Source organism: Nostoc sp. (assembly GCF_036916975.1).
Lineage (GTDB): Bacteria > Cyanobacteriota > Cyanobacteriia > Cyanobacteriales > Nostocaceae > Nostoc.
The window spans coordinates 17,013-43,956 of the sequence record NZ_JBALFF010000064.1; the positions used below are offsets into that span (position 1 = coordinate 17,013).

At 40.5% G+C, this 26,944-nt stretch carries 28 protein-coding genes; 17 read left to right on the top strand and 11 right to left on the bottom strand.

The window, feature by feature from the left end; translation table 11 throughout:
* Positions 1-481: 481 nt before the first annotated feature.
* Positions 482-1,105 carry a TenA family protein gene (locus V7K73_RS15390; protein WP_334881369.1) on the bottom strand — a complete coding sequence of 208 codons (624 nt, stop codon included), beginning with the start codon at positions 1,103-1,105 and terminating at the stop codon, positions 482-484.
* 36 nt (positions 1,106-1,141) lie between these two features.
* Positions 1,142-1,912: a pentapeptide repeat-containing protein gene (locus V7K73_RS15395; RefSeq protein WP_334881371.1), complete on the bottom strand. Its 771-nt coding sequence runs from the start codon at positions 1,910-1,912 to the stop codon at positions 1,142-1,144.
* Positions 1,913-2,107: 195 nt separating this feature from the next.
* Between V7K73_RS15395 and V7K73_RS15400 the strand changes: the two genes are divergently transcribed.
* Together V7K73_RS15400 and V7K73_RS15405 are read left to right on the top strand one after the other, a co-directional pair.
* On the top strand, positions 2,108-2,374 hold the full coding sequence (locus tag V7K73_RS15400; RefSeq protein ID WP_334881373.1) for a type II toxin-antitoxin system HicA family toxin: 267 nt from the start codon (positions 2,108-2,110) through the stop codon (positions 2,372-2,374).
* Positions 2,358-2,570: a type II toxin-antitoxin system HicB family antitoxin gene (locus V7K73_RS15405; RefSeq protein WP_334881375.1), complete on the top strand. Its 213-nt coding sequence runs from the start codon at positions 2,358-2,360 to the stop codon at positions 2,568-2,570. Before V7K73_RS15400 ends, V7K73_RS15405 begins: the two co-directional genes overlap by 17 nt.
* A 565-nt stretch (positions 2,571-3,135) precedes the next feature.
* Here the strand turns inward: V7K73_RS15405 and V7K73_RS15410 are convergent.
* Entirely contained in the window at positions 3,136-4,197 is a 1,062-nt protein-coding gene (locus V7K73_RS15410) for an L-histidine N(alpha)-methyltransferase (protein ID WP_334881377.1), read from the bottom strand.
* A 209-nt stretch (positions 4,198-4,406) separates the two neighbouring features.
* Between V7K73_RS15410 and V7K73_RS15415 the strand changes: the two genes are divergently transcribed.
* From V7K73_RS15415 to V7K73_RS15430, 4 genes are all read left to right on the top strand, one after another.
* Positions 4,407-6,203 (top strand): ABC transporter ATP-binding protein, encoded by a 1,797-nt coding sequence (locus V7K73_RS15415; protein WP_334881380.1) that lies wholly within the window; start codon positions 4,407-4,409, stop codon positions 6,201-6,203.
* Between the two features lie 346 nt (positions 6,204-6,549).
* Positions 6,550-8,349 carry an ABC transporter ATP-binding protein gene (locus tag V7K73_RS15420; RefSeq protein WP_334881381.1) on the top strand — a complete coding sequence of 600 codons (1,800 nt, stop codon included), beginning with the start codon at positions 6,550-6,552 and terminating at the stop codon, positions 8,347-8,349.
* Positions 8,350-8,388: 39 nt separating this feature from the next.
* Positions 8,389-8,643 carry a TIGR03643 family protein gene (locus V7K73_RS15425; RefSeq protein ID WP_334881382.1) on the top strand — a complete coding sequence of 85 codons (255 nt, stop codon included), beginning with the start codon at positions 8,389-8,391 and terminating at the stop codon, positions 8,641-8,643.
* A 35-nt stretch (positions 8,644-8,678) separates the two neighbouring features.
* Entirely contained in the window at positions 8,679-9,212 is a 534-nt protein-coding gene (locus V7K73_RS15430; RefSeq protein ID WP_334881383.1) for a dihydrofolate reductase family protein, read from the top strand.
* A gap of 221 nt (positions 9,213-9,433) precedes the next feature.
* Here the strand turns inward: V7K73_RS15430 and trxA are convergent, their stop codons facing one another.
* A complete protein-coding gene (gene trxA / locus V7K73_RS15435; protein ID WP_334881384.1) occupies positions 9,434-9,772 on the bottom strand; it encodes a thioredoxin in 339 nt (112 codons plus the stop codon).
* A gap of 440 nt (positions 9,773-10,212) precedes the next feature.
* Positions 10,213-10,524: a hypothetical protein gene (locus V7K73_RS15440; protein ID WP_334881484.1), complete on the bottom strand. Its 312-nt coding sequence runs from the start codon at positions 10,522-10,524 to the stop codon at positions 10,213-10,215.
* A gap of 516 nt (positions 10,525-11,040) precedes the next feature.
* On the opposite strand from V7K73_RS15440, the gene V7K73_RS15445 reads away from it, so the two are divergent.
* Entirely contained in the window at positions 11,041-11,250 is a 210-nt protein-coding gene (locus V7K73_RS15445) for a hypothetical protein (RefSeq protein ID WP_334881386.1), read from the top strand.
* 115 nt (positions 11,251-11,365) lie between these two features.
* On the opposite strand, the gene V7K73_RS15450 is transcribed toward V7K73_RS15445, so the two are convergent.
* Complete coding sequence (locus V7K73_RS15450) at positions 11,366-11,689, bottom strand: hypothetical protein (protein WP_334881388.1); 324 nt, start codon at positions 11,687-11,689, stop codon at positions 11,366-11,368.
* Positions 11,690-11,907: 218 nt separating this feature from the next.
* Here V7K73_RS15450 and V7K73_RS15455 point away from each other — a divergent pair, with 218 nt between their 5' ends.
* Positions 11,908-12,051, top strand: coding sequence for a hypothetical protein (locus V7K73_RS15455; protein ID WP_334881390.1), 144 nt, complete (start codon positions 11,908-11,910; stop codon positions 12,049-12,051).
* Between the two features lie 343 nt (positions 12,052-12,394).
* On the top strand, positions 12,395-14,065 hold the full coding sequence (locus V7K73_RS15460) for an ABC transporter ATP-binding protein (protein ID WP_334881392.1): 1,671 nt from the start codon (positions 12,395-12,397) through the stop codon (positions 14,063-14,065).
* 422 nt (positions 14,066-14,487) lie between these two features.
* Here V7K73_RS15460 and V7K73_RS15465 read toward each other — a convergent pair whose 3' ends face one another.
* Positions 14,488-15,420: a hypothetical protein gene (locus V7K73_RS15465; protein WP_334881486.1), complete on the bottom strand. Its 933-nt coding sequence runs from the start codon at positions 15,418-15,420 to the stop codon at positions 14,488-14,490.
* A gap of 711 nt (positions 15,421-16,131) precedes the next feature.
* On the opposite strand from V7K73_RS15465, the gene V7K73_RS15470 reads away from it, so the two are divergent.
* Positions 16,132-17,898, top strand: a complete 1,767-nt coding sequence (locus V7K73_RS15470; RefSeq protein WP_334881393.1) for an FAD-dependent oxidoreductase — start codon at positions 16,132-16,134, stop codon at positions 17,896-17,898.
* A 64-nt stretch (positions 17,899-17,962) separates the two neighbouring features.
* Here V7K73_RS15470 and V7K73_RS15475 read toward each other — a convergent pair whose 3' ends face one another.
* Complete coding sequence (locus tag V7K73_RS15475) at positions 17,963-18,085, bottom strand: hypothetical protein (protein ID WP_334881395.1); 123 nt, start codon at positions 18,083-18,085, stop codon at positions 17,963-17,965.
* Between V7K73_RS15475 and patX the strand changes: the two genes are divergently transcribed.
* A complete protein-coding gene (gene patX / locus V7K73_RS29885; RefSeq protein ID WP_442936767.1) occupies positions 18,045-18,233 on the top strand; it encodes a heterocyst-inhibiting protein PatX in 189 nt (62 codons plus the stop codon). The genes V7K73_RS15475 and patX overlap by 41 nt on opposite strands.
* Before the next feature lie 764 nt (positions 18,234-18,997).
* Here patX and V7K73_RS15485 read toward each other — a convergent pair.
* Complete coding sequence (locus V7K73_RS15485; protein ID WP_334881398.1) at positions 18,998-20,056, bottom strand: class I SAM-dependent methyltransferase; 1,059 nt, start codon at positions 20,054-20,056, stop codon at positions 18,998-19,000.
* A gap of 287 nt (positions 20,057-20,343) precedes the next feature.
* Here V7K73_RS15485 and V7K73_RS15490 point away from each other — a divergent pair, with 287 nt between their 5' ends.
* Positions 20,344-20,544: a hypothetical protein gene (locus V7K73_RS15490; protein WP_334881400.1), complete on the top strand. Its 201-nt coding sequence runs from the start codon at positions 20,344-20,346 to the stop codon at positions 20,542-20,544.
* Positions 20,545-20,654: 110 nt separating this feature from the next.
* Here the strand turns inward: V7K73_RS15490 and glnA are convergent, their stop codons facing one another.
* Positions 20,655-22,079: a type I glutamate--ammonia ligase gene (gene glnA / locus V7K73_RS15495; protein ID WP_334881402.1), complete on the bottom strand. Its 1,425-nt coding sequence runs from the start codon at positions 22,077-22,079 to the stop codon at positions 20,655-20,657.
* Positions 22,080-22,437: 358 nt separating this feature from the next.
* Between glnA and apcB the strand changes: the two genes are divergently transcribed.
* The 5 genes from apcB to V7K73_RS15520 all read left to right on the top strand — a co-directional run bounded on the left by apcB (position 22,438) and on the right by V7K73_RS15520 (position 26,205).
* Positions 22,438-22,947: an allophycocyanin subunit beta gene (gene apcB, locus V7K73_RS15500; protein ID WP_334881404.1), complete on the top strand. Its 510-nt coding sequence runs from the start codon at positions 22,438-22,440 to the stop codon at positions 22,945-22,947.
* Between the two features lie 107 nt (positions 22,948-23,054).
* Positions 23,055-23,390, top strand: a complete 336-nt coding sequence (locus V7K73_RS15505) for a XisI protein (RefSeq protein WP_334881406.1) — start codon at positions 23,055-23,057, stop codon at positions 23,388-23,390.
* A 108-nt stretch (positions 23,391-23,498) separates the two neighbouring features.
* A complete protein-coding gene (locus tag V7K73_RS15510) occupies positions 23,499-24,830 on the top strand; it encodes a DUF2254 domain-containing protein (RefSeq protein ID WP_334881408.1) in 1,332 nt (443 codons plus the stop codon).
* A gap of 121 nt (positions 24,831-24,951) precedes the next feature.
* Entirely contained in the window at positions 24,952-25,386 is a 435-nt protein-coding gene (locus V7K73_RS15515) for a DUF29 family protein (protein ID WP_334881410.1), read from the top strand.
* Positions 25,387-26,205: a TlyA family RNA methyltransferase gene (locus V7K73_RS15520; protein ID WP_334881412.1), complete on the top strand. Its 819-nt coding sequence runs from the start codon at positions 25,387-25,389 to the stop codon at positions 26,203-26,205.
* Here the strand turns inward: V7K73_RS15520 and V7K73_RS15525 are convergent.
* Complete coding sequence (locus V7K73_RS15525; RefSeq protein ID WP_334881414.1) at positions 26,202-26,459, bottom strand: Calvin cycle protein CP12; 258 nt, start codon at positions 26,457-26,459, stop codon at positions 26,202-26,204. The genes V7K73_RS15520 and V7K73_RS15525 overlap by 4 nt on opposite strands.
* Positions 26,460-26,944: the final 485 nt, after the last annotated feature.

Here is a 26,944-nt window from a genome sequence, read left to right on the forward strand (position 1 = left end):
ATTGCCAGAGAATAATTTAGAATCCTTCTTGAAAGTGACTTTTGTCAAAAAGTCACAATTTTCTGCATTGCATTAGAAAATAAAAACTCAAACCTATTTCTTGTCTTGTATTAAAAATGGCATCTGATTTTTCATTTTCTAGAGTGATCAAACAGAGTTAGATATATAAAGGTCTACTGAAGACATTGTAAATAAATGTAACGCGTTTTATCCTTTGCGATCTACGTCACTAGTTATAGATGCTATTAACAAAATATTTCTTAACATTAATCAGATAGGTGTCTTGACAATAGGGTTCGGTTACGCTTTAGGCAGTATTGAGTATAGAAACTCCAGTGACTAAAAATATATACCCAAAAATATGAAGTCTACTTCAATAGACTTTAGCTTGTAGCCTTGAACTTTAGTTCCAGGCGGGTAAGGAAACCAACACTTAAGCTATTTCTAGGCTTTTGTTGACATTAATCACATCTGTGCTACTTTACTCCAAAATCCACGCAGCCTGAAAAAAGTCGCGTTCACAAAACATAGCATAACGATAGGTTGAATGCACAACAGAATTGCTAGGGGCATAATTGTCAACCAAACTTTCTAATTGTTGTGTTAGTGGTTGAAAATCTGTGCTGCTGTAAGTACGAATCCAGTCTGCATATTGATGATTAGGAATGCCGTTACCAGCTAACTCTTCTCCCAAAAAGGCATACAAACGCATACAGGGAGACATCGCCGCAGCAGTTAAGCCCACATCTCCACCCCAAGCAGTTGCTAACAAAAAATCAGTATAGCGGCGGGTAGCGGCTGCTGGTTCTACAGAATGCAAATTAACTCCCCACCTAGAAGCATAGCCACTATGCAGCCGCAGTTCTTCTAAAACTCCACTAGCTAGGTTATGAAATGTGGTGAAACCTAACCAGTCTGGTGCTTTAGCTGCGGCGATACTGTACGCACGGGCAAAAGCTTCTAAGAAAAAAGCATCTTGCCCTACGTAGTAAGCAAATTTAGCTTGCTCAAGAGTACCATCGCCAATGCCTTGAACGAAAGGATGCTTTAGGCAAGCTTGGGCTAAGTCTTGATTTGCTGTCCATAATTCTTGAGATAAAGTCATTTGTTATTTGTCATTTGTCATTTGTTATTATGCCTCTTAAAAAGGGAAGAACTGGAGCAAGACTGAGCCAAGACTTCCTAAAAAGTCTACGAAACTGGGGCTACCAGCGCTTACCTTCTCATTTACGGGTGTTTGGAGTTCTTTAATAAAAGCTTGGGCTGTTTGGGTTCCAGTGGTATTATTTTGGGATGTAAAGAATTTTTCAGCAACTTGGGCATCTTGGAATGCACCTTGTCTATCTAGTATTTGGTAACGGGCGATACCACGAGCTAAATAAGCACCTGCATATTCTGGTTTAATAGCGATCGCTTGATTAAAATAACTAATTGCTTGCTGTTGGTTACCTTTTTGCCCTTCTGCTACACCCAAAGCATAAAATTGTTCTGGTGAAGCAATTTGTGATGGTATACCAACTGCACCATTCAAGTTAGCACCATTCAAGTTAGCACCAGTTAGTTGTGCATTTGCTAAATAAGTATTTCTCAAATCAGCACCCGCTAAATTGGCCCCACTAAATTTAGCTTCACTCAGGTTAACACCAAATAAACTCGCGCCACTCAAGTTTGCACCTCGCAAATCTGCGCCGCTCAAATTTGCCCGACTGAGGTTAGCACCTGCGAGATTAGCACCGCTCAAATTGGCTCCAGATAAGTCAGCCATCACTAAACCTGCATTGCTCAAATCGCAGTTTTGACATTGCTTGGTTGCCAATAACTGTTTAACATGTTCAGAATTTGCTGCTTGTACGGTTGTTGTCAAACTAATCGTGGTTAAAAAGGCAGCTATGGCTAGAATTTGCTTCTTCATATTCTTGTAATATTTATTACTCAATATCTTACGTTAACTGAGACGGATTTATACCTCAGCATTATGATATGAGCAATCTGAACAGTTTGCCCTCTGTAGTTGCCTATATCATTTGTAAATTTGAGTAAACACTCACATATACCCTGATTTTAAATAAATATGACACTATAGAAGCATTAAGACAGCCATAAAAACGTGAGTCAGCAAGACAAACTCTTAGAAAAGATCCTCTCTGGGACTTCTGATACAGACATTCCTTTCGCCCAACTGTGGCAACTTTTATATCGATTGGGCTTTCAGGAACGGATTCGTGGCGATCATCGTATTTTTAGCAAAGCCGATGTTGAAGAAATATTGAATCTGCAACATAAGAGAGGAAAAGCCAAAAGCTATCAAATTAAACAAGTTCGTGCAGTAATTATCAAGTATAAGTTAGGAACTAAAAATGATGTTTCGCTATGAAATTATTCTCTGCTGGAGTGAATTAGATGAAGCCTTTGTTGCTGAAGTACCAGAATTACCAGGCTGTGCTGCTGACGGTGATACTTATCAAGAAGCCCTGCATAATGTAGAATTAGTGATGCAGGAATGGATAGAAACGGCTAAAGATTTAGGGCGGCCAGTTCCTCAGGCTAGACGACGTTTGATGTACATTTAATTGATGCACAAGCGAAGTTAAAATAATTCGTAATTCGTAATTCGTAATTCGTAATTCGTAATTCGTAATTCGTAATTCGTAATTCGTAATTCGTAAATTTTGTTTTGTGACGAAGAGAAGTTTGTGGGGACGGTTTCCGACTCGCATTACTTCGGGGGACTTAGACCCCGACCCAAAACTTGCTTATTTTTTGAACCGGGGGATTTAAACCCACGGTACTCGGTTAAACTGATTTTTTCGCATCATTAAAGTTCCTTGCGGGAAATGGCTTTTACCGTTAAGTTGACAATAATGGGCATTCCGTGTCACTACGAGTATCTGTGTTCATCTGTGGTTAATTGTTTTTTCTGTACCTTACCCATGCGGGAAGCGCTATAAGTAGGTAAGCAAGATAAAACCAAACTATGTAACGAAAAGTAAAATCTCTGTATTTGGCTCGTAGTTGCGCTTTAGCGCTAAAGCGCAACTACGAGCCAGTGATGATTATTTGCGCCCACTTACTTGTATCCCTATGTTCTGTAAGTTCAGTATTTTGGAGATGACAGAGAAAGTCTAATTAAAAAGGTTAGCTACTGGCAACCTTACAAATCACCATAATATGTGATTTGTATTTATCAATACTATAGTGAATAAGTTCCAGCCCAGAACGTTCTAGTTCTTGCAAAAGTTTAGGGATTTCATACTTATGATGTCGCCAAATAGTAACTTCTTCACCAACAGATATTTCAATCTTCTTATCTATCCCCATTCGACTGAAATTTAGAGTGTAATTATGACTAAATTTCATATTAGCAACTATACTATCTGTTTTTAAATCATACTTTCTCACCAATTCACAATCCTCAGATTTAATTCCAATCTTGCTTTTAACCCATCCATATATTTCTTCTACATGATACTTGCAGCCACCTCTGACATTACCATCCCATTTAGAACTAGAACCAGTTTCATTAGTAAACACCAGTAAATCATTTTCTCCCATGCTATCTCGAAAGTTTTTTAGCACCTCATCTCTGTTTTGATGATTACCGATGGTAACACCTAAATGGAAAAATATTTTTGCGGTGTCGTCAATTTCCAAGTTAACTTTATTTTGGAATAATTTTTGTGGTACACAACTATTTTCTATATCAATTGTGGAGCTGATAAACTCGACTAGAGGAAACCATTTTTTAAAATTATTTTTGGATAAATGAAGCAATTCTTCGCTGATATCTAAAGCAATATATTTATTAACTTTTCCGAGTTTATTAAGTCTTTGAATAAAATTTTTAACGGGATATGAATTTCCTGCACCCACGTCTACAATGTTGACTTTTTTACCAGTTTGAATATTGTCATTCAAGTATTTAAAATTCTCTTTTAAAAGTTCAATTTCTACATTTGATGTTCGATACCATGTTGGGATAACATATTTTCGATAAAAATCGTCCCATATTTTTGCACCTCTACCTTTATAAGAATACTTTAGAGGGATTTCTCGTTTGACTTCTAATGCATGAATTATCCCTAAAACTTCTTCTTCAGAAAAAATAGAGTAGAACTCAGAACTTGGCTGTGCTGTGTGATTGATAGCAGTTGACATGTCCGAGGAAAGTTGGGAATTGCTATGAAAATTTTGAGCCATTATTCTTGTTCTTTGGGTTTCTGAGGTATTTTATTTTAATGGATTAGCTGCAATGCTTGCCAAATAGGTATTTTCCCATGCCGTTGTCCCAAAATTGGAACCAAAATTTGGACTTTTCACCACAAATAGATATCACATTCCGTACTGACCAATTGGTTTTTTACCATCAAAATACGAGATAATTTTCCTAAGATACAGGGGTGATTTCAGTGGTTCAGCAACCAGAACTCCAGGAAACTTCGTCGATACAGCCAATTCAGCGTGTGCTTAAGAGTTTAAGCACTTACCGATGGACTTCGCTAGGAGCATTGGTTAGCCTGTTGCTGTTGACGATCGCAAACGCAGTTACCCCACAACTATTTCGGTGGGGAATTGATCAGGGTATTACGCAAGATAACCTCCAAATTGTGCTATATAGCGCTGCTTGGATGGTAGTCGCCGCGATCGCTCGTGGTATATTTAACTTCGGGCAAAGCTATCTAGCAGAAGCAGCGTCTCAAGGTGTAGCTTATGACCTGCGAAACAAAATTTTCAGCAAAATCCAAAATCTCAGTTTCAGTTATCATGACCAAGCGCAGACTTCCCAACTGTTAACCCGTGTCACCAGCGACATTGAGCAGATCCGTACCTTTGTTGGTACCAGCTTAATTCAGGTCGTCGGTTCAATTGTGACATTGGTAAGTATTTCAGTGGTTTTGCTGGTGATGAACTGGCAACTAGCACTAATTACCCTAACGGCAGTCCCCCTAAATGCATGGTTGATGGTACAATTTATCACTCGGAATAACAAACTTTTTCGGCAAGTACAAGAGCAACTAAGCGACCTGAATGCTGTATTGCAAGAGAACTTGCTAGGAATCCGGGTGGTAAAAGCGTTTGTGCGGGAATCAACCGAAAGGTCGCGTTACACCACCATGAATGATGGTCTAGTTAGGGCAAACATGAAGACCATTAGCGCCATCCACAATACCTTCCCCTTTATCTTTTTGGTAAGTAACTTAGTAACACTGGCAGTTTTTGCCTACGGGGGAGCGCAAGTGATTGGGCGGAAGTTCTCTATTGGCGAACTGGTGGCGTTTAACTCTTACCTAGCCTTGATTCTGCAACCAATTTTGTTGATTGGATTTGCTGCACCGGCGATCGCTCAATCAGCTGCTTCCGCCGAACGAGTCTACGAAGTTGTAGATGCAGAGGTAGAAATTAGCGATCGCCCTGGTGCTATCCCATTTGAAACCTGTGGTGGTAGAATCACCTTTGAGAATGTATCCTTTCGCTATCCGGGAGCGACAACTGAAACTCTCAAAGAAGTTTCCTTTGAAACCAAACCCAACGAACTGATCGCCGTTTTAGGGATGACTGGTTCCGGGAAAAGCACAATTATGAACTTAATTCCCCGCTTTTACGATGTCACAGGGGGAGCAGTTCGCATTGACGGACGAGATGTAAAAAGTTTCACCCTCAAAAGTCTCAGATCGCACATTGGTATTGTATTTCAGGAAACCACCCTTTTCTCTGGCACAATCCGCGAAAATATTGCCTATGCAAAACCCAATGCAACCCTAAATGAGGTAATTGAGGTTGCCAAAACTGCCCAAATGCACGATTTTATCAGTAGTCTACCCGATGGCTACGAGACAATTGTGGGTGAACGGGGCGTGGGCTTATCTGGTGGGCAAAAACAACGAATTGCGATCGCTCGTACCCTACTAACCGATTACAGCATTCTGATTTTGGACGATAGCACCTCAGCTATAGATGCTAAAACGGCTGCTCACATTCAAGCCGAACTAGATAGCTTAATGCGCCAAAAAGCTTGTACAACTTTTGTAGTAGCTCAACGCATTAGCACCGTGAAGAATGCCGATCGCATTTTTCTCATGGATAAAGGACGATTGGTAGCACAAGGCACTCACGAAGAATTAATGCAAACCAGCCCACTCTACGGTGTGATTTTGGAATCTCAAGTAAAGCAAAAGGAAAAAATAATACCAAATTATCAAAAGTAATCCAATACAAGCATTTCTCTCTTCCTTCTCTTCCTTTGCGCTCTTTGCGTCCTTTGCGGTTCGTTAAAAAAATTGACTTTGACAAAGATAGGACTTACGTAAAAAAACTTTAGATAAGGTTTAAGTATAAGAAATAAAAACGAACCGCAAAGACGCAAAGGACACAAAGAAAGAAAGAAAGAAAGAAAGAAAGAAAGAAGTTAAAAGGGTTTGGCGTAGCCTCACAAATAAATGGTATTAACCCAAGCGTATTAATAAAAAATAGTCTCGTTTGAGATTTTTATAACAACTAAATAAAAGCAAAGACTTTTAATCCAAAATCCAAAATCTAAAATCCAAAATTGCTATGAGAGCCACAGTTCCCGTTGTTGCATCTGAGCAAGCGAGCCAGCAAATTTCCACCCTGCGGCGTTTTTTGCAATACCTGCTACTTTATCGTAAAGAAATTCCCATCGCCCTGACATTAGTATTTATTGGTGCTGTAACCCAAGCAATTGGCCCATTCTTTATCGGTTGGTCGATTGATCACCTGATTAAACAAGGAAATTTGCAAGGACTACTACTCTTATTAGGACTACTAGCCCTAAACTACGCACTTGGCGTATTAGCAATCCGGGGTCAAATTATTCGAGTCGGCTGGATTATGCAGCGATTGCTGGCTCAACTGAGGCAAGATATTTTTACTAAAATCCAAAGTCTGCCACTCAGCTTCTTCGATCGCAGCGAAGCAGGCGATTTAATGAGCCGCCTGCTGAATGATGTCAATACTGTAAATCAGGCATTTGGACTGACGATCGCTCAAATGCTAGGCAACACTTTCAGTTTGGTAGGCATCATCATTGCGATGCTCTCAATCAACCTGAAACTCGGTTTGTTGAGCAATCTGGTTGTGCCACTGATGATTTTTACCACCAGCTTATTTGCCCGTTGGGCAAGAGCCAGGTTTCGCGTCACCCGACAAACTATTGGGCAGCTTTCCGCCAAGTTAGAAGAAGATATTAGCAGCGTCAGAGAAGCACAGGCATTTAATCGTGTGCAGATGAATATTCAAGAGTTCGACGTTCTTAACGCTGCCAATAGAGATGCTAACGTCGAGGCTGTAGCAATTACTTCGGCTTTTTTGCCCTCCATTGATTTTCTCAACACCCTAGCAACCGCAGGCGTGCTGGCTTATGGTGGCTATCTTGCGGTTACCGGATCTGCAACAGTGGGTGTGGTGACAGCCTTTTTACTTTACGTCCAGCAGTTCTTCCGCCCGATCCAAATTCTCAGCCAGTTTTACACCCAAGCTCAATCTGCCTTCGCCGGATTAGAGCGAATCTTTCTATTGCTAGATGAACCGTCACAACTTAAAGACGCACCCGATGCGACAGAAATGCCGCCTATTCAGGGTGAAGTGACATTTGATAACGTCAAGTTTAGCTACAACCCAAATCAACTGGTCCTCAAAGGGGTAAATTTGCACGCCTATCCAGGGCAGATGATTGCATTAGTAGGGCCGACCGGTTCGGGAAAAAGTACAATTATTAACTTGATTTTGCGCTTCTACGATGTATCTGGCGGTGCAGTGAAAATTGATGATATTGATGTGCGTAGCGTTACTCAAGCAAGTCTGCGGCGACAAATTGGCATCGTTCTGCAAGACAATATTCTCTTCACTGGCACCGTCGCCGAAAATATAGCTTTTGGCGCTTCCCATGCTACCCAAGCTGATATCGAAGCGGCTGCACAGTTGGCAAATGTGCATGAGTTTGTTACCTCACTACCACAGGGTTATGCAACTCAATTAGGTGAACGGGGAGCGCCCTTGAGCCAAGGACAGCGACAACTGATCAGTATTGCTCGTGCGGTGTTAATTAATCCCCGAATTCTGATTCTTGATGAAGCCACCAGCAGCATTGACACGCGTACAGAAGCGCTAGTACAAACTGCGATCGCTCGTTTGCTCCAAGGCCGTACCAGCTTCGTAATTGCCCACCGCCTCAGTACAGTTACCCAGGCAGATCGGGTATTAGTAATTCAGCAGGGACAAATTGTAGAGCAGGGTACTCACGCCGAACTGATCAATCAGCAAGGTGTTTATGCTAACCTTTATGCCCTGCAACTGGGTGCAGCAGACACAATGGTTCTTCAAAACGAAAAGTAAAATATATATAGCTCTAATTTATCAATTGCCAGCAAACAAATGAAACTACCTGACCTCGATTCACAAACCATTGATCGCATCATAGAAATGGCATGGGAAGATAGAACATCTTTTGATGCTATTGAGACTCAGTTTGGGCTGCTGGAAAAAGAGGTAATCGCCCTAATGAGGCGCGAAATGAAAAAATCTAGTTTCCAGATGTGGCGAGAGCGAGTTACCAAACGCTCTACAAAGCATTTATCTAAGCGAGAATTTATTGCAGGACGCTTTAAATCGCATAATCAAAAAACCTAAGTAATTGGGTGAAAACTACCAAATTCAAAAGCACAATGACCAAAGTTACACTCTACATTGCAGCTAGTTTGGATGGCTACATCGCTCGCAGTGATAGCGGAATTGATTGGCTATCAATCCTTGATACAGACGGTGAAGACTACGGTTACACTGATTTCTACGAATCGATTGATGCTATTGTGTTAGGTAGCAATACATATCTTGTAGGGCTTGGTTTTGATAAATGGCCTTATCCAGACAAAAAATCCTTCGTTTTCACCCAGCGCCCTCTCCAATCTGAACGTGAGGACGTTGTATTTGTTTCTGATACAGTGAAACCCGCCTTAGCAAATATAGAGGCTCAAGGTTATGAAAACATCTGGCTAGTTGGTGGTGGAGCATTAATCAATTCGTTTCTTCAGCACAGCTTGATTGACGAATATATTATTTCAACTATTCCAATTATCTTAGGTGGCGGTATACAACTTTTCCCACCGCCTAGCCCTGAAGAAAAATTGGAGCTAATTGACTCAAAACAATATTCTACTGGCTTACTTCAAGCACATTATAGGCGAAAACAGAAGGTTTAAAAAATTCATAATTCATAATTACGTGACTGCCATCATTACGCAGAGGAATCATATCATGTTCAGTTGAACACTTCTCATTATGATTGACGCCAAAAGATTTTAATGATATATGATTAGCCAGACTTGATATCAAAACCTTTTTAATTACGAATTACGAATTACGTACAGCCCAAAGGTCCATGAAAACCGCGCAGCGTGCCGGAGGCTCTATTACGAATTAGCTAAATAAGCTTCTTAACAGCGTTGCTGAAGTCTTCGTAGGGTGAAACTCCCACGATAGTTTCTGCTAAAACACCATCTTTAAAGATTAAAACTGCTGGAATACTGCGAAGACCGAATTTTTTGAAAATTGGCTTGTTGCTGTCAACATCTACCTTAACAACTTTAGCGCGACCTTTGTATTCCTCAGCAAGTTGATCCATTAACGGACTGATCAGGCGACAGGGGCCACACCAAGTAGCAGTAAAATCAACAACAACAACTTTCTCTTCACTTTCAGTTAAAACAGCATCAAAATCACTTTCTTGAACGTAAGCAACTATGTGAGTATCTGTAGACATTTTTTAATCCTTTAGTGTCAAACTAAAATTTCAGCAAAAAGCTAACTATACAAACTATACTCCCTTCTGCCTGTCAAATTCACCAGTTACCTACATTGGTAAACCTCCACAGCTGACTTTTGCTTAGTAGCATGGATTTAACAGCTGTCCGTGGGTTGAAGTCCCCCGCTTCAATAAAAAAGCAAGTAATGCGATTGGGGTTAAATCCCACGTTGTAATGCGAGTCGGAAACCGTCCCCACAACAGCACTCTTCATTACAAAACAAAATTTACGGATTACGAATTACGAATTACGTACAGCCCAAAGGGCCATGAAAACCGCGCAGCGTGCCGGAGGCTCTATTACGAATTACGAATTATTTAATAACTCTTACGTCAGGTGTTAATCCACCCTACCAACCGACCTAATCCAAAAACCTATGCCTCAAGGCGTAGAGGCGTTAAGAGTCATTCTCTGAATCAAACAGTTCTAACAACCCAATTGTGCCTACGAAAAAAGTATAAGTAGCATACTTTCTTGGCATCTTTTTTCTTGAAGGTGCATAAAAAGCTGCTATAATGCTTTCGAGAAAATGGCTAGTCATGGCAAAACGCTCAATCCAAAAAATTGGATTAAGGCTGCTTGGTAGATTAGTATTCGTTATTACTGCATAAATATTCCATGATTCCAATCCAATCGCGCTTGTTATAAGGATTGTAGATAGAATTTTTACAAAGGGAAAAATGTATCTTTTTATAAGCTTTAATTTCATATCATTCACAAAAAAGTCTTTAAAATATTTAGGAATACTCGGTGAAGTAAGAGACAAATTAATCTGTGAGGAATTACGCAAAAAGTTTCTGAAAGTTTTATTTCACCCTGTCCTCTGTTGTAGTCTGCGACAAGCGTAGCTTGCTTCGACCTAGTAGTATGACTCCACGTTTTTCAGGTACTCATGTGTATTTCGATATGTGTTATCTACAATTCCTTTTAAGTTAACCAATCTTATATCATGATTGACATTTTTGTAAAAGCTTCTAAAAATACGGGTATGCTGTATTAATGTTATACCCGTAAACACTAATACCGCAAGGCAAAAGTCACGCATTCACGCATAATTGTATTCCAAGCTTTTGCGCCATTTCAAATGATATGTTTATTTACGCTCTGCTGTACTACAACTAGCAAAGATTAAATCACCAGATATTTAAAAAATGGTGAAACTGTGGAATAATACATAGATGGTAAATTTAATTCCATTCCGTAGATTGATCAAAAATATAAACCTATGATTGCTCAACATCACAATTCAATTCATGTTGAAAATAATTTGCTTAAACAAATCAAGATTAAAGAAAATCAGCTAAAAATTGCACAAGAATCTAATATGCTCCATGTAGCAGAAGCATTACAAGATGAACTATTAAAGTTACAAGGTCAATTGTCAGAGCCGCAAGACGTTGAAGTTCAAGCGTTGATGGGTTTGCTAGATGATTGATATTGTAAATTTGTGTTGCAAAGTTTATTAAAACACAAAAGCTCTGTAAAAACGAAGTAGGGCATACTGATTATGATGCCTGGGGTTCTAAGATTTCATAAACGCATGATGATTGTTACCTTATTAAGATATTAGGGTTTTGCTGAGTATGGGGTATTTTTATCTGCGGTAGTGAATCAATCTTAAGAACAGGTTTAATTGAGCGCAGTTGCCCTAGCTTAAGAATTTGAATTTCTCTCTCAATCGAATTTTTTCCTTGTGTAAAAAAGTCTTGAGAGTTATATGGTACTAAGTCACGGGATAAATGTTGAGCTTGTGCTGGAGTCAAACTAGGAAGGGGTTGTTCAGCATTAGCAGAAGTCTGTATAGCCAGCACAAAAGCTGTTGAAAGCACCAAGGGTTTTATTTTTATACATCCGGTGAATATCAGGTTTGACATGATTGATACATCTATTGCGTAAATGCTATTTCAAACCATCTTGTGTTGGTCTGATTATAAGCAAAATACACTTATTTCCTTACTAATTACTTCCTACAAATGGGTGAATTAATCAGCTAAAGCTTTATTACGACAATTGGCATCACCGCTATATTCTAATACAGTTCAGTTAAGGCTTGATTTTCCCTAACACTCCTTAAAAAGGAGGAAATAAACTGGTGATTTCATCTAAGGTAACTGAGAAAGAAACAGCCCTGTTAGGTTGGGCAGATACGCGATCGCACCCTTGGCAATGTATGATCTATACTCGTTTAGCAATGGTGTCGATTCGATCAAGTGATAATACTGGAGCAAATATTTAAGTCTGTAGCAGTCAATACTAAATCAAAAAATTGGATTTTATACAGGCAGTATTTACCAAAATAATAAAATTAGCAACTTAGCTATTAGCTAAACCTCCGTTTGCATCCAGTTGATTTACTAATTTTTAAAATATGATAGAACATTGGCGGATATGGTAGCTGACTTTGGGTTGGTTGCCGATAGATACATTAGGTTAATCCAGCTTCAAGGGTTATCTTGAAGAGGCTACGCTTACACTAAAACAATAAAGATGTTCGCACAACGGATGTTTAATATTAATCTGATAAACTATCTTAAATTTGAAATTATAAAAGCTGGTAGCTTAGAGCTGATAACTAAACTATGAGTGAAGCCTTATTTTGTATCGAAAATCTGCGAGTTGCCTATCCTGCGCGGAGTGGAGAAGAAGCAAGCTGGGCGGTTGATGATGTATCTTTCACCTTGCAACCAGGTGAAAGAATGGGATTAGTGGGAGAGTCGGGTTGTGGTAAGTCAACTATAGGACGGGCAGTAATGCGTTTACTACCAGCCTCTAGTCGCATTGAGGGACGGGTGACATTTCAAGGACAGTCAGTGCTTGACTTGATGCCTAACCAGTTGCGGAAATTTCGGGGAGAAACGATCGCCTTAATTTTTCAAGATCCCATGACACGCCTCGATCCGTTAATGACGATTGGTAAGCATTGTATCGAAACCCTCCAGGCGCACTCACCAGAATTATCAACCCCAAAAGCCAAAGAAAAAGCACTTGCTACCTTGGCAAAGGTGAATATTCCCCCTAGTCGTTGGAATCAGTATCCCCACGAGTTTAGCGGTGGAATGCGCCAACGGGTAGCGATCGCTTTAGCTTTACTCCTCAACCCCAAGTTAATTGTTGCCGATGAACCCACCACCAGTTTAGATGTTACCGTTTCCGGGCAGATATTGAAAGAATTAACTCGTCTGTGCGGTGAAGAAAACATGGGATTGTTGCTGATTTCTCACGATTTAGCAATGGTGGCTGAGTATTGCGATCGCATTGGCGTAATGTACAACGGCAAAATGGTAGAAATGGGTTCTACAGAAACCGTATTTAGACATCCTCAACATGAATACACGCGATCGCTCTTAAAAGCAGCTTTACATATTCAAGCAGTAAATCATGATGGAGAATTGATAATTGCCAATGACTCAGAAAAGCAATTACCGATTGTTAATGATAAATCCCCAATTTTGAGTATCAGTGAACTTAAGCAATATTACACCATAGAACCTAATTTTATTGAACGACTGCTTAAAACACAAGCCCAGACAATTAAAGCAGTAGATGGTATCAACCTGGATATTTATCCCGGAGAAATTCTCGGTTTAGTTGGGGAATCAGGTTGTGGTAAAAGTACACTATCACGGACAATTTTGCAACTAATTCGTCCTACTAGTGGCAAAGTTGAGTTTTTAGGACAGGATTTAACAAAACTATCGCGTCAAGAAATTCGCTCCTCGCGGCGACAAATACAAATGGTTTTTCAAGATCCCCATGCTTGTCTCAATCCAGCGATGACAGTAGGACAAAGTATCGCCGATCCTTTATTTATCCACAATTTAGCCGATCCCATTAAGGCAAAAGAACAGGTTTTGTGGATGCTAGAGAAAGTTGGGTTAACACCGCCAAAAGTGTATTATGAGCGTTATCCATCAGATTTGTCTGGAGGACAGCAGCAAAGAGTTGCGATCGCTCGTGCCTTGATTACTCACCCTAAACTTCTCATTTGCGATGAACCCGTGAGTATGTTAGACGCTAGCGTACAGTCGCAAGTGCTGGATTTGATGTTGCAATTAAAAGAAGAATTTGAGTTAACTTATCTGTTCATCACTCACGATCTTTGGTTAGCGAGATTTTTGTGCGATCGTATTGCCGTGATGAATAACGGTAAAATTGTCGAACTCGGTCTGACAAAAACCATTTTTGCTAATCCTCAGCATCCTTATACCAAAACCTTATTAGCTGCTGCTCCCTTACTAGCACGCGCTTAACCAAACAAAGTCAGGTAATATCAAGTCCGGGTAATTATTTATGATTCCCACAGTCATACCACCCCACCCCCAGCCCCTCCCTGATGCTTTGGGGAGGGGAGACAAAGCATAACTTTGGCAGGGTGAGGTTCTTGAGGTTTAATAAGTAATGAAGTGGACATGATTAGGACTTACGCAAATAATAGCCAAAACCCTGATTTTATGGTAGGGACAATTCATGAATTGCCCCTACAGCGTGTAGTTTTGCGTAACTCCTAACTCCAACCTCCTAACTCCAACCTCCTAACTCCAACCTCCAACCTCCAACCTCCAACCTCCAACCTCCAACCTCCAACCTCCTAACTCCTAACTCCTAACTCCTAACTCCTAACTCCAACCTCCTAACTCCAAACTCCTAACTCCTAACTCCTAACTCCAAACTCCTAACTCTCTTCAAGTAATTTAGTTGGTTCTCCACTCGAACCATATAGCTCAACGTATCTTTTAAACAGCAATGCAGTCTCGTGATTTGGAGCTTTACTTAAATTGAATAAACGCCCTATCTTTTTATCAGCTAAAGCTCTTAGATACGGCAAATCTTCAAATAGTGTCAAACAAGAAGCCAAATGCAATATTATTTGTAATAATGGTTTTGGCCACTCTAAATCACTATAAATATCTATAAAGAAGTGATGCTCTAAGTCATTTAATGGGAAAGCATGAAATATAACAAATATCCTTTTGTTATTGTAGACTGGGATACTCAGTTCAACAGTGTAGGGAGTATGTAATATTAAATCCACCTCTACAATCGGTTGTCGCCAAATTCTCAGAGCATTAGCTGGCGAATCTAATATTGTTTGAAATTTGATTATTCCACCAGTGCTTGTGGGCTGAAAGTGGCTAATTTGAAAAATCTTCAGGTTATTAAGGCTAAAGCTATGAACTGTTTCCAAATGCCTTAAATTCAATAAATGATAAATTTGGCAAATATAAGGAAACGGTAAAATATACTCCTGGCTAATCATGTGGAGCTTTTTTACTTGAAGCTTGTTAGCTTGAGTACGAGCAAGATATTCTTGATATTGACTGGGATCTAAATCATTGCTGTTGAAGCTTTCATCAGGCTTGAGATATAGCCAACTCAGAAAAAAGAAAGAGGCTGTAAGTAGCTGAAATATTTCTATAGGAGATAAATAACCATCAGCAAATGCAGCTATGCTTCTATCGGTTATACCAAAAAGCCAAGATGGAATACCAAATAGCCAGATATTACTTTTGATTTGATCTATAAAAAGTGCTATTTCAACAATTGAGACATTCTTTCCTTGATTTGTGCTTAACTTATCATTTTCTTTAAAACAATTAGTAAACATCATATTTTGATTATTACTAGTAATCCATATACTTTATATTTATATTAAGTTTAAATACGAAATATAGTTACAACCTCTATCTTTAGCTGTATATACAACTTCTACTTTTTCATAGCAGTTTAATATCAAGTTTTTATGATTACGGCTAAAAATATCAATCTATTGTTAGATGTAACCCTAAATCCTATGCAAATGCAGCCAGAATAAAATTCTTTGTAAGTCTTGCCATTAAAGGATTTGATATTGAATTATCTGATGCATAAATCAAAAATACCAACTTTGCTAAAATCTTTCTGCTAGCTGAGTACAAAACTTGAATATCTCATTTTTACAAAATCGGTATATCTAGCTAGATAAAAAAATGATTTTTCTTGACACGATCAAATATGGGAATCCGGTTTGATTTCTGAAAAAAATTAGGTATTGTCGGGTGTATTAACGCAATCAAATATAGCGGTTTTCGTATGGAATACAGACCTAACCCCCAACCCCTTAAGAGCTAGCGTTGGGGAGTAAAATTCAAAGCCTCTCCCCTTAAAGGAAGAGAGGAATGGAGAGAGGTCAAAGTGTATTTTCCATTCGACAATCGCTATAGTAACCCTATATAGGACTGATATTTTTTGGCGATTTTCGCGTAAGTCGTGATAATTTATCTTGTTTGATGCCAAGCTATCTGGGGAGAATATGTCAAAACTCCAGTCAGGTTAAGCAATGGTTAATCAAACATACACAGCTGATGTTTTAGTTGTCGGTGGGGGAACCGGAGGCAGTGCGGCTGCTATCCAAGCGGCGCGACGGGGAGCCAAAACGATTTTAGTGAGTGAATTTGCTTGGTTGGGGGGAATGCTGACTTCGGCAGGAGTACCCGCACCCGATGGCAACGAATTAGAAGCCTTTCAAACAGGATTATGGGGTGCGTTTTTGCAGGAATTGCGACAACGACAGCCCGGAGGATTAGATAACAGTTGGGTAAGCTTTTTTAGTTACGATCCCCGCATTGGGGCAGAGATTTTTGCAGATTGGGTGCAAGAATTGCCTAATCTACACTGGATTTCTGGACAAGTGCCAATAGAAGTGTTCCGACAGGGTGATTCTATTACTGGTGTGCGCTTTGCTGATTTTGCTGTCACAGCCAAAATTATTCTCGACGGCACAGAATTAGGAGATTTATTGGCTTTAGCTGAGATACCCTATCGCTGGGGCTGGGAATTGCAATCTGAGTGGGGAGAACCCAGCGCCCCAGTAGCTTTTAACTCTTTAACTGAAAGATATCCAGTGCAAGCGCCCACTTATGTAGTGATTATGCAAGACTTTGGTGAAGCCGTTGCTCTAGAAATTCCGCCTGCGCCTAACTATAATCCATCCCAGTTTACAGGTGCTTGGGATGGCTATGGAGCAGAGACATTTTTGAATTATGGACGTTTGCCTGGTGGACTGTTTATGATGAACTGGCCAATCTGTGGCAATGACTACGGCGAAGGAGTAGGGCGATTGATAGAGTCAGATGTATCCAGAGGTGAATTTATCCAAGAATCTCGCTGGCACAGCCAAAATTTTGCCCATTTTATTCAAAATCAGCTTGGTCGTCGTTATGGTTTAGCAGAAAAAGTATTTCCTCACACTCCTACAGCTTTTGCACTGCATCCCTATTACCGGGAAAGCCGCCGCCTTGTGGGGCTAACTACTGTCCGAGAACAGGATATTTTGCCGATCGCAAGAGGTAGAGTTGCATCTATATATGAAGCGATCGCAGTTGGTAACTACGCCAATGATCATCATTATCCTAATGTTCAATTCCCACTGCAACCTAAATCTATCCGTTGGGGAGGACGCTGGACTGGAACTCCTTTTACAATTCCCTACAGTTCCCTAATTCCAGCCACAACAGATGGTTTTTTAGTTTGTGAAAAGAATATTTCTGTCTCCCACATTGCCAATGGGGCCACCAGATTACAACCTGTGGTTATGGGCATTGGTCAAGCCGCAGGGATGGCAGCAGCGATGTGTGTTGAGTTAAACTGCCAGCCGAGGGATTTACCTGTTAGGGCGCTGCAAACGGCTTTATTAGAAGATAATCGCTCAAAAGCAGCAATTATTCCTTTATTTAATCTTCCACCCAATCATTCGGATTGGCTGCACTGGCAACTGTATTACTTAAATAACCCACAAGCCTATCCAGCTAGTGGTGATTGCCCTTGCCCATCGTGGAATCAGTACCCTGACTCTACTTTTGGTAAGGGATTAATTCGGGAAAGTAACTGTTTCCAAGGCATTTTCTACCGCTTCGATCGGCAGGAATACAGATTCACTGTCACAGCACCAGCTGCATATCAAGGTCAAAATTGGCAGCTTGTGACTTTGCGATCGCATATCGACGAGCAATTACGCGCTTATCCTAACGAAAAATTAGTTACATTGTGGGGCCGTCAGAACCACTTTAGTAATTGGTTATTAGTCGAACATTTAAACGGAGGATAAAAAGAGTTTATTTTCAGTAAAACAGAATACTTTTTGATGAATTGTCCGGATATTAATCAAAAAGCTAAGTATCAGTGAAGTGGATAGTTTCAAAATAGACATCTGCTACTATGCGTGCTGCCATTTCTCTTTTAGTCTCAAGTCTGATGTTCGGCCCCTTAGCTTCTAACTGCCAAACAATGGTCAATCATTTATCCTATGGGCTGCCTTCCACGCCTGCTGCAAAACAGTGGCTCTCGGCGGCATCTGAAGCTTCAGATGATACGCCACGTCATCGCGGTAGTGGGCGCAGAGAAGCGACGCAAAAATCTAGAAATATCTATCCTGTGGTTTAACTACCTTGAAGCAATGCTTTTTTTAAAGGAAACAAAGTATCAGAAAACACAGCGTTCTGTTAACATCGTTTACACAGCTTTTCTGGCAAATATATATACAGTTGACACACGAAAATCTTCAGCGATCGCTTAGTATTTCAACTGCAAGCTTTGTATATATAGTTAGCGTCAATCCTGGCGATCAAAACGCAAATTAAATTAAGTGCCTCGATCAACAGCATCACCAACTTCTCAAAAGGTACACAACTGTTGCTCATATTCGGTGGGAAGCTTTGCGTCTCAATCCTCAACTTTTCTAGAAATAGATGTTACTTAGGCTATCAGTTAATCTAAAGCACATCTAATTCAGACATTTTGCTTGTTGAGGAAACAGTTTTAAGGCAATTTCACTTTATTGCCAAATAGTTTTTCTCATACATTGAGTAGCTGGCTATCTACATCAGCAAATAATTGATTTTCGCTTTGGCGTGCTTTGCCGAAGCATAAAATGTCTTGCGCTGCATCTGAGCTTATCTAAAGGATAGATTCGCACAAGTAGTATAGGTTTATTGCACTTGGCAGCGAATCTTACTATTTTTGACTTACTCTTGCCCCTGGTTCCTTCTTCTTACAGATGGCTGCCGACGAAATAAATATTAAGAAGGATCTGCTACCTCTTCTTAGTCTTCTTAATTATTCTACACTCAAGGGCAGATGCAAAATTTTGCATTTGCCCTTTTTAGGTAAAGTTTATTTAAAGATTATGAGAATGAGAAGGTTTTATCTCAAGCTGGCTTATGAGCAATGAAATACTTGCTCATAAAATGGACTTGCGTCTCAATATTCTCAAAACCTGCTCTCTCTAAACGTTCTAGCAAGTTATCAGTGGTGTAATGCCTGTAATAGGGTTCGTGGAAAGTTTCGGGAAAAGAATCTATTATATATTCCAACTCAGGTGAATCACTCAACTGAATTGAGTCACAGATAATAAAGACTCCTCCTGGTTTTGTTACCCGGAAGCATTGCTCAATGACTGTCTGACGTACAGATGCTGGTAACTCATGGAAGAGAAAAACAGAAGTTACAGCATGAAAATAGTTATCTAGATAGGGCAACTCTTCGGCATTGGCTTGTAAAAGTTGCGGCAGTTCTCCTGGAATTTGGGATAGTAGTTCATTTGCTTTACGCAAATAAGCTGGTGACAAATCTGTGCCAAACAGAGATGCTTGAGGCAAGGCTGCCCGAATCGACTTTAGAGTTCGCCCAGTTCCACAAGCTACATCCAAAATACGGGCTTGCCGTGGTGCAACCGAATTAATTGCTTTCAGCCCTTGCTTGAGAGGAGCGAGAATCCGCCGCCGCATTGCATCAGCTGCCCCACCAAAAAGAATTTCTACTTGTAAGTCATATAAATTGGCTGACAACTCACTCAAGTAGCCATTGCTTTGGTGATGGAAGTTCTGCACGTAGTAGCTGGGATAACCATCTGTGTCAATTTCCGGCGAAAAATCTTGGTAATTCTGTTGTTTAACCCGCTCCCACATTTGAGGGGAATCTAGCCATAACAATGGATAGTAGCGGAAAAAGTCTTCCCAAGGATTGTCAAACAGCAAACTTTCTGGGTACACACCTTTTTGGGCATCTTGCCAGTCTGTTTCCAGTAACTGATTCAATCTTTGTTGAAGTTTGAGTAAAAGCTGATTCGGGATGGGTTTGGTCTTTTGTTCAAGTGTCGGATACACCAGCTTGCTCAACCGCAAACTTAATATTTTGTGAGCCAGACCAAAGTAATTTTTGCTCTGCTGAAAGGTTTGATAAGTCAGCTTAGTTAAACTCTCAGGCATAAAAATAGCTCAAGTTTTGATTAATTTATATAAATAATTGTAACGAATAAATTACCTACTGTTGCAAAGGTAAAATTCTCAAGTTAGACAAATCTGAAGCCAGATAATTTTAGCCATCAAAGGTAGATTAGGGAGGATTTTTCCAGTTTTGGGGAAAAATACCTAATATTGTCAGCAAAAGTAAATATAAAGTTTTTCAAAAAGTAGCTTATGTTACAGAATTTTTGCTATATTAGTATTTAGAAAAGTAAAAATTATATATTCAGAAAATAGAGAGGACTATGGTTATGTCTATCGCAGAAAAATCTCGTGCGTTAATGGTGCGTGAACATCAGCAAGTCAAGAATCGCCAACAATCAATACTGATGCGGGCTGCACAAGAACTTGGTCTTCCTGAAGAAGCATCTCACTACTGGAACCCGATTCAAGGGAAAGTAGATGCTAACACTCGGATGATTTATGGGCCAAGTCATGCTTCTATGAGCTAAGTTTTAAGGTTGATTTTTGAGTGAATGTCTCAACTGATAACTCTGAAAAAAAAGCCACCCTCTACTCTAGGGTGGCTAAACTTATATATTTAGATAGATACGGTACTTAATTAAGCATCGTAATAGAGATAAAACTCGTAGGGATGAGGGCGCAGCTGCAACTGTTTGACTTCGTTACCTAACTTGTAGTCAATCCAATTTCCGATAAAGTCTTCCGTGAATACGCCTGATTCGGTCAAAAAGGCGTGATCTTTTTCTAGTGCTTGCAACGCCAGTTCTAAAGAACCTGGAGTTGAAGGAACTTTTGCCAGTTCTTCTGGAGAGAGTTCATAGATATTCTTATCTAAGGGTTCACCAGGATGGATTTTGTTCTTGATGCCATCAAGACCAGCACAAAGCATTGCAGCAAATGCTAAGTAGGGGTTAGAAGTAGCATCTGGACACCGGAATTCTAAACGCTTGGCTTTGGGGTTAGTCCCAGATAAAGGAATACGGATAGAAGCAGAACGATTCCCTTGGGAGTAAGCCAAGTTTACTGGTGCTTCATAACCAGGTACTAGGCGCTTGTATGAGTTGGTGCTAGGATTGGTAATTGCCAACAGCGCTGGTGCGTGTCTGAGAAGACCACCAATGTAGTACAATGCCATGTCGCTCAAACCAGCATACTTATCACCTGCAAACAGAGGTTGTCCGTCTCTCCAGATGGATTGGTGACAGTGCATACCAGAACCGTTATCGCCAAAAATTGGTTTTGGCATGAAGGTAACGGTTTTACCGTATTTTTTGGCAACGTTCTTGATGACATATTTGTAAATCATCAACCAGTCAGCCGCTTCGATTAACTTTCCAAATTTGAAACCTAGTTCGCACTGACCACCAGTAGCTACTTCATGGTGATGCTTTTCAATGGGTACACCTAATTGTGCCATCGTCAACAGCATTTCTGTACGGATATCTTGGAAAGAATCCGTTGGTGCGACTGGGAAGTAACCTTCTTTGAAGCGGGGTTTGTAACCCAAGTTGGGTTTGTTATCTGTACCGGCTTTACCAGAATTCCAAGCACCTTCTTCTGAGTCTAAGAAGTAGTAGCCTTCGTTGGCGGTTTGGGCAAATCTAGCACTGTCAAAGATAAAGAACTCAGCTTCAGGGCCAAAGAAGGCTGTGTCACCAAGACCAGTGGAAACCAGGTAATCTACTGCTTTTTGAGCAATAACGCGTGGGCAACGATTGTACCATTCACCCGTGCGGGGTTCTTTGATACTACAAATTATACTTAGCGTTGGGACTTCCATGAATGGGTCGATCCAAGCAGTGTTGGGGTCGAGTACCATCGTCATGTCTGATTCGTTGATCGCTTTCCAACCCCGAATGCTGGAACCGTCAAAAGGTACACCATCAGTGAATGCAGTTTCATCGATTTGGTCTTGGTACAGTGTGAGGTGCTGCCAAGTCCCTACTGTATCGATGAATTTGAGATCAATCAGCTGAATTTTTTCATCTTGAATTCTCTTCAAGACTTCTTGTGGTGTTGTCATTGTTACTCCTTCTCTACCAATTTTCTAAAGTAAACCAGAATCTTACATTGCATCCTAACCCTGCTTATCTCAATCAGACCGTGACACACCAGAGATATCTTAAATACTAGAGATTAGCAGATTTTGTAGCCTGTGTTACAGATATCTGGATTATCAGGTTATATTAAGCTTTCAGCGATCATCTCTACAAAACTGGAAAGTTCATCACATCAGGGGTCAACTTTGGCATAGAATCCATAGATAGTGGATAAATTGTTTTTGTGCCGAATCTATTTTTAATAGCACAAAAATTTACTGGTGCATAAGTGCAGCCAAATAAAAATCAAACCATAAATAGTAATGATTGGGAGAAGAAGGAATGCGCGATGCGGTAACAAGTTTAATTAAGAATTATGACTTAGCTGGTCGGTATTTTGACCGGAATGCGATCGATAGCCTGAAGTCTTACTTTGACAGTGGTACAGCACGAGTACAAGCGGCGGCGGCGATAAACTCTAATGCAGCTGCACTTGTCAAGCAAGCTGGTTTAAAGTTATTTGAAGAACTGCCAGAATTAATTCGCCCCGGTGGAAATGCTTATACAACTCGTCGTTATGCAGCTTGTCTGCGGGATATGGACTACTACCTGCGCTATGCCACCTATGCGCTGGTTGCTGGAAACACGAATGTATTGGATGAGCGGGTGCTACAAGGGCTACGGGAAACTTACAATTCTTTAGGAGTGCCTATTGGGCCTACGGTTCGTGGTATCCAGATTCTCAAGGATCTGATTAAGGAACAAGTAGCAGCAGCAGGTGTGGTTAATACTACTTTTGTGGATGAGCCATTTGATCACATCACACGCGAGTTGAGCGAAGAGGATATTTAGTCATTCAATAAGAAGTATAAAATATAGCGATCGCACTTTTATCTTTGTTGGGAAGGAGCGATCGCTTTTTTTGTAAACTCTACGAGCCAATAATAAAAGATTATCAAATGGATAAACTAAATCGGTATCGTGAAATTATTCGTCAGTTGATATTTGAATATGCTACTCATAAACCTGCTAATGGTCAAATAGAGCCAAAAGCCGTGATTGACTCGGAGCGAGACCATTATGAAGTCTTACATATCGCTTGGGATGGAGTGCGCCGCGTACATGGTTCGATGGTACATATAGATATTATTAATCATAAAGTGTGGATTCAATATGATGGTACTTCCCAGCCTGTAGCAGAGGCATTATTGGAAGCGGGTATTTTGCGCGAAGATATTGTCTTGGGTTTCCATCCGGCTGAACTACGGCAATACACGGATTTTGCTGTATCTTAATTATTTTGATGTTTTTATTCGCAAAAAATAATACATTAAGTAGCGATCGCTCAAAATTGCTTATTAATCCAAAAAATAGCGATCGCAATTATATACGAACTATAGCAGATGAAAAAATATAACCGGATCAAACTTCGGGAAGGGCTGCGTTCTAGCTACTGGTTTGTGCCATTACTGATCACAGGCGCAGCGATCGCGCTAGCGTTCTTTATGCTCAGACTTGACTTCATAGGCGAGTCAGAACTAATAGAAAGGTCGGGCTTGAAGATTTACACTGGCGGATCGGATAGTGCGCTAACTCTGCTTTCAACGATCGCTAGTTCAATGATTACCGTAGCTGGTACTGTCTTCTCAGTCACCCTTGTTGCTCTGACGCTGGCTTCTCAACAGTTCGGGCCGCGAGTACTGCGAAATTTTATGCAGGACATCAAATTTCAGTTCGTACTCGGCACGTTTATTGCTACGTTTATTTACTGTTTGCTCGTGTTATGGAGTGTTCATACTGATGGAAAACAAGCATTTGTACCGAAAATTTCAATCGCTGTCGCCATCCTGCTGGCGATGGCCAGCATCGCCGTACTAATTTACTTCATCCACCACGCCTCAACTTCAATTCATGCATGGCATATCATCAGGGAAATTAGTGACGAATTAGAATCTAATATTGATTATGTATTCTCTGAAAATCTGGGAAATAGTCACCCCAATCACAAGGGGCAACTTGTTGAGGAAATCGCAAGGGATTTCGAGCAAAAAGCCTATCCAATCTTAGCGACTAGCAGTGGTTATATTCGAGCAATTGATTACGACTGCTTGATGAAGATTGCTAAATCGAAAGACCTGGTGTTGCATTTAAAGCAGCGCCCAGGTAAGTTTATTGTGCGAGGTAGCAAGCTGGTGAGGGTTTTTCCTTGTGAACGTGGGAATCAAAAGCTCACAAAGCAAATCAATCAAGCATTCATTTTGGGTAGAGAACGCACTGCCTTTCAAGATGTAGAATTTTCGATTAAGCAACTAGTGGAAATTGCTATTCGTGCGATTTCCCCTGCGGTCAACGACCCATTCACGGCAATTCGGTGTATTGACCAGCTTAGTGTAGCCCTATGCCGTTTGACTCAAGGAGAGTTCCCATCCCAATACTGCTACGATGATAACGATCAGCTGCGTTTAATTGCCGACCAGGTGACGTTTGCAGGACTAGTTGATGATGCCTTTCACCAGATTCGACAGTATGCGCGGCAAGAGGTGGCAGTTACAATCCGTTTGCTGGAGGCGATCGCAATTATTGCTGAGTACACACAGAACAAAAATAACCACGCGACGCTATTACGTCATGCAAATATGATTAGACGTGGCAGCCAAGATTTATTGGAAAAATTGGATCGAGAGGATGTTGAGTTCCGATACCAGGTTGTTTTGCAAAGACTAGCAAAGATTTAGTAATTGCGTAGGCGTAGCCCATCGTAGATATCGCTCCTAGATAAAACGCATTAGCTTATCTTATTTGAACTAGAACCGCCATAAGCCACAATATAAGTTGCCGATGTTTGAAGCGCTGATTATGGAAGAATTATTAAGTTTAAAAGACTTGCTTGTTAAAGGCGATGTTCAAGGGGCATTGATTATAGTTGAAGAATTAACAGAAATGAGCCGAAATGACATAATCAAAACGATTCGTTGCTATGCAGTGATTTTGCTGTTGCATCTGATAAAACAACAAGCTGAAAATCGCACGACTCGCTCCTGGGAAGTCTCTATTCGGAATTCGGTTCGGGAAATTCAACGGGAAAATAAGCGGCGTAAAGCTGGGGGCTATTATCTCACGCCAGAAGAATTGTTAGAAACCTTAACAGAAGCCTATTTAAATGCCATTGATCAGGCAACGCTTGAAGTAGAAGAAGGTCGTTATGAAGTCGAAGAATTAGAAAAGCTGGTTAACCAAAAAGAAATTATCAATCGTGCTTTGACTTTAATCTTACCAGGAGAGTCTAATTAATTGGCTAAACAGCGACTCGATACATTATTAGTAGAGTTAAATTTATGTTCTTCTCGCGCCTTGGCACAACGGCTAATTCAGGCGGGGGAAGTTACTGTTAATCAGCAGCTAGTTGATAAAGCTGGGACTGAAGTTGATATTACTGCTCAAATAAATATTAAAGAGCGATCGCCTTTTGTTTCTAGAGGCGGTGAAAAACTCTCCAAAGCTTTATCAGTATTTGCCATTCCCGTAGTAGAGCGCATTTGTTTAGATGGGGGGATTTCTACTGGTGGTTTTACTGATTGTCTGTTGCAAGCTGGAGCAAAAAAAGTTTACGGAATTGATGTCGGTTACGGACAAGTTGATTGGCTCTTAAGAAATGATTCGCGGGTGGTTTTGCGGGAACGCACCAATTTACGCCAACTCCGACCAGATGAGTTATATGGTGAAAATGACCCGATTCCTGATTTGGCAGTGGTCGATGTATCGTTTATTTCTTTAACGAAAATTCTACCTGCTTTGTGGCAACTAACTCAGGCTAACCGAGAAGCTGTATTGTTAGTCAAGCCACAGTTTGAAGTTGGCAGATCCCGTGTGGGTAAAAAAGGTGTTGTGCGCGATCCAAACGACCAAGCTGATGCCATTTTCCAGGTGTTGCAGACAGCCCAGGAATTAGGATGGAAATACAAGGGTTTAACTTGGTCGCCGATCACTGGCCCGGCTGGAAATATCGAATATCTTTTATGGTTGGGAACTGAAAGTGAAACGCCATCACCTGATTTAGAGGCAATTAAGCAGATTACACAATCAGCAACAACTGATTTACGTAAAAGTTAAACGTCGTAGATTAGACATTCTACAGAATCAGGATGGCGATCGCAGTAGTTTTCCAAAGAGGTTTTCTTTGATTTGGCTTGCTGTTGATCAGCTTTTTCAGCTTGTAATTCTTCTACAGTGTCCCAGGCTACGGCACAACCAGCTGAATCACTGCCATCTTGCTCACAAGTTGTCCGCGCTTCAGTAATGGCTTCAGTAATGGCTTGTTCAATATTTGCCCCAGCAGTTTCAAATGAGTTTAAGGTTTTTGTCATGATACTTTTACCTTTAATTTACAGAGATAGATATTAACTGTGAGCTTTCAATGAACCCATGAAGCTCACATTTCCAGTTTAGATAGGCTTCCCATCAGAGGTGGTGGTAAACACCGCCATCTTTTTAGCTAATTTGAGTGGGAATTACCCTATTGTCATCTTTGATTCAAAAAGCTAAAGAAATTCCACTAGTTGAAGTCCCTAGCCACCAAGTCAACAATGCTTGGTTTGTAGTGAGCGCTTGGGCGCTCAAATCAAAGACTAAAGTCGTTACTACGAACTTATTCACCCATCAAAATTAATGGGACAGACTACTAGTGGTCTGTCAAGCTAACTTTGAAGCGTAAAGGAACGAACCGCAGAGGCGCAGAGGGCACAGAGTTAGAGAAAAAAGAGATGTTTAAGAAGTATCTCACTTTGCAAACTTGCCTTGACAGACTACTAGTAGAGATGGTCATGTTCTCAGTCTTGCATCCCAAATTCGG

Bases quoted from the DNA above. Each gene is read 5' to 3' on its own strand.
- V7K73_RS15390 (WP_334881369.1), bottom strand. From the start codon at position 1,105: ATGACTTTATCTCAAGAATTATGGACAGCAAATCAAGACTTAGCCCAA.
- V7K73_RS15395 (WP_334881371.1), bottom strand. From the start codon at position 1,912: ATGAAGAAGCAAATTCTAGCCATAGCTGCCTTTTTAACCACGATTAGT.
- V7K73_RS15405 (WP_334881375.1), top strand. From the start codon at position 2,358: ATGATGTTTCGCTATGAAATTATTCTCTGCTGGAGTGAATTAGATGAA.
- V7K73_RS15410 (WP_334881377.1), bottom strand. From the start codon at position 4,197: ATGGCTCAAAATTTTCATAGCAATTCCCAACTTTCCTCGGACATGTCA.
- V7K73_RS15420 (WP_334881381.1), top strand. From the start codon at position 6,550: ATGAGAGCCACAGTTCCCGTTGTTGCATCTGAGCAAGCGAGCCAGCAA.
- V7K73_RS15425 (WP_334881382.1), top strand. From the start codon at position 8,389: ATGAAACTACCTGACCTCGATTCACAAACCATTGATCGCATCATAGAA.
- V7K73_RS15430 (WP_334881383.1), top strand. From the start codon at position 8,679: ATGACCAAAGTTACACTCTACATTGCAGCTAGTTTGGATGGCTACATC.
- trxA (WP_334881384.1), bottom strand. From the start codon at position 9,772: ATGTCTACAGATACTCACATAGTTGCTTACGTTCAAGAAAGTGATTTT.
- V7K73_RS15440 (WP_334881484.1), bottom strand. From the start codon at position 10,524: ATGAAATTAAAGCTTATAAAAAGATACATTTTTCCCTTTGTAAAAATT.
- V7K73_RS15445 (WP_334881386.1), top strand. From the start codon at position 11,041: ATGATTGCTCAACATCACAATTCAATTCATGTTGAAAATAATTTGCTT.
- V7K73_RS15450 (WP_334881388.1), bottom strand. From the start codon at position 11,689: ATGTCAAACCTGATATTCACCGGATGTATAAAAATAAAACCCTTGGTG.
- V7K73_RS15460 (WP_334881392.1), top strand. From the start codon at position 12,395: ATGAGTGAAGCCTTATTTTGTATCGAAAATCTGCGAGTTGCCTATCCT.
- V7K73_RS15465 (WP_334881486.1), bottom strand. From the start codon at position 15,420: ATGTTTACTAATTGTTTTAAAGAAAATGATAAGTTAAGCACAAATCAA.
- V7K73_RS15470 (WP_334881393.1), top strand. From the start codon at position 16,132: ATGGTTAATCAAACATACACAGCTGATGTTTTAGTTGTCGGTGGGGGA.
- patX (WP_442936767.1), top strand. From the start codon at position 18,045: ATGTTCGGCCCCTTAGCTTCTAACTGCCAAACAATGGTCAATCATTTA.
- V7K73_RS15485 (WP_334881398.1), bottom strand. From the start codon at position 20,056: ATGCCTGAGAGTTTAACTAAGCTGACTTATCAAACCTTTCAGCAGAGC.
- V7K73_RS15490 (WP_334881400.1), top strand. From the start codon at position 20,344: ATGTCTATCGCAGAAAAATCTCGTGCGTTAATGGTGCGTGAACATCAG.
- glnA (WP_334881402.1), bottom strand. From the start codon at position 22,079: ATGACAACACCACAAGAAGTCTTGAAGAGAATTCAAGATGAAAAAATT.
- apcB (WP_334881404.1), top strand. From the start codon at position 22,438: ATGCGCGATGCGGTAACAAGTTTAATTAAGAATTATGACTTAGCTGGT.
- V7K73_RS15505 (WP_334881406.1), top strand. From the start codon at position 23,055: ATGGATAAACTAAATCGGTATCGTGAAATTATTCGTCAGTTGATATTT.
- V7K73_RS15510 (WP_334881408.1), top strand. From the start codon at position 23,499: ATGAAAAAATATAACCGGATCAAACTTCGGGAAGGGCTGCGTTCTAGC.
- V7K73_RS15515 (WP_334881410.1), top strand. From the start codon at position 24,952: ATGGAAGAATTATTAAGTTTAAAAGACTTGCTTGTTAAAGGCGATGTT.
- V7K73_RS15525 (WP_334881414.1), bottom strand. From the start codon at position 26,459: ATGACAAAAACCTTAAACTCATTTGAAACTGCTGGGGCAAATATTGAA.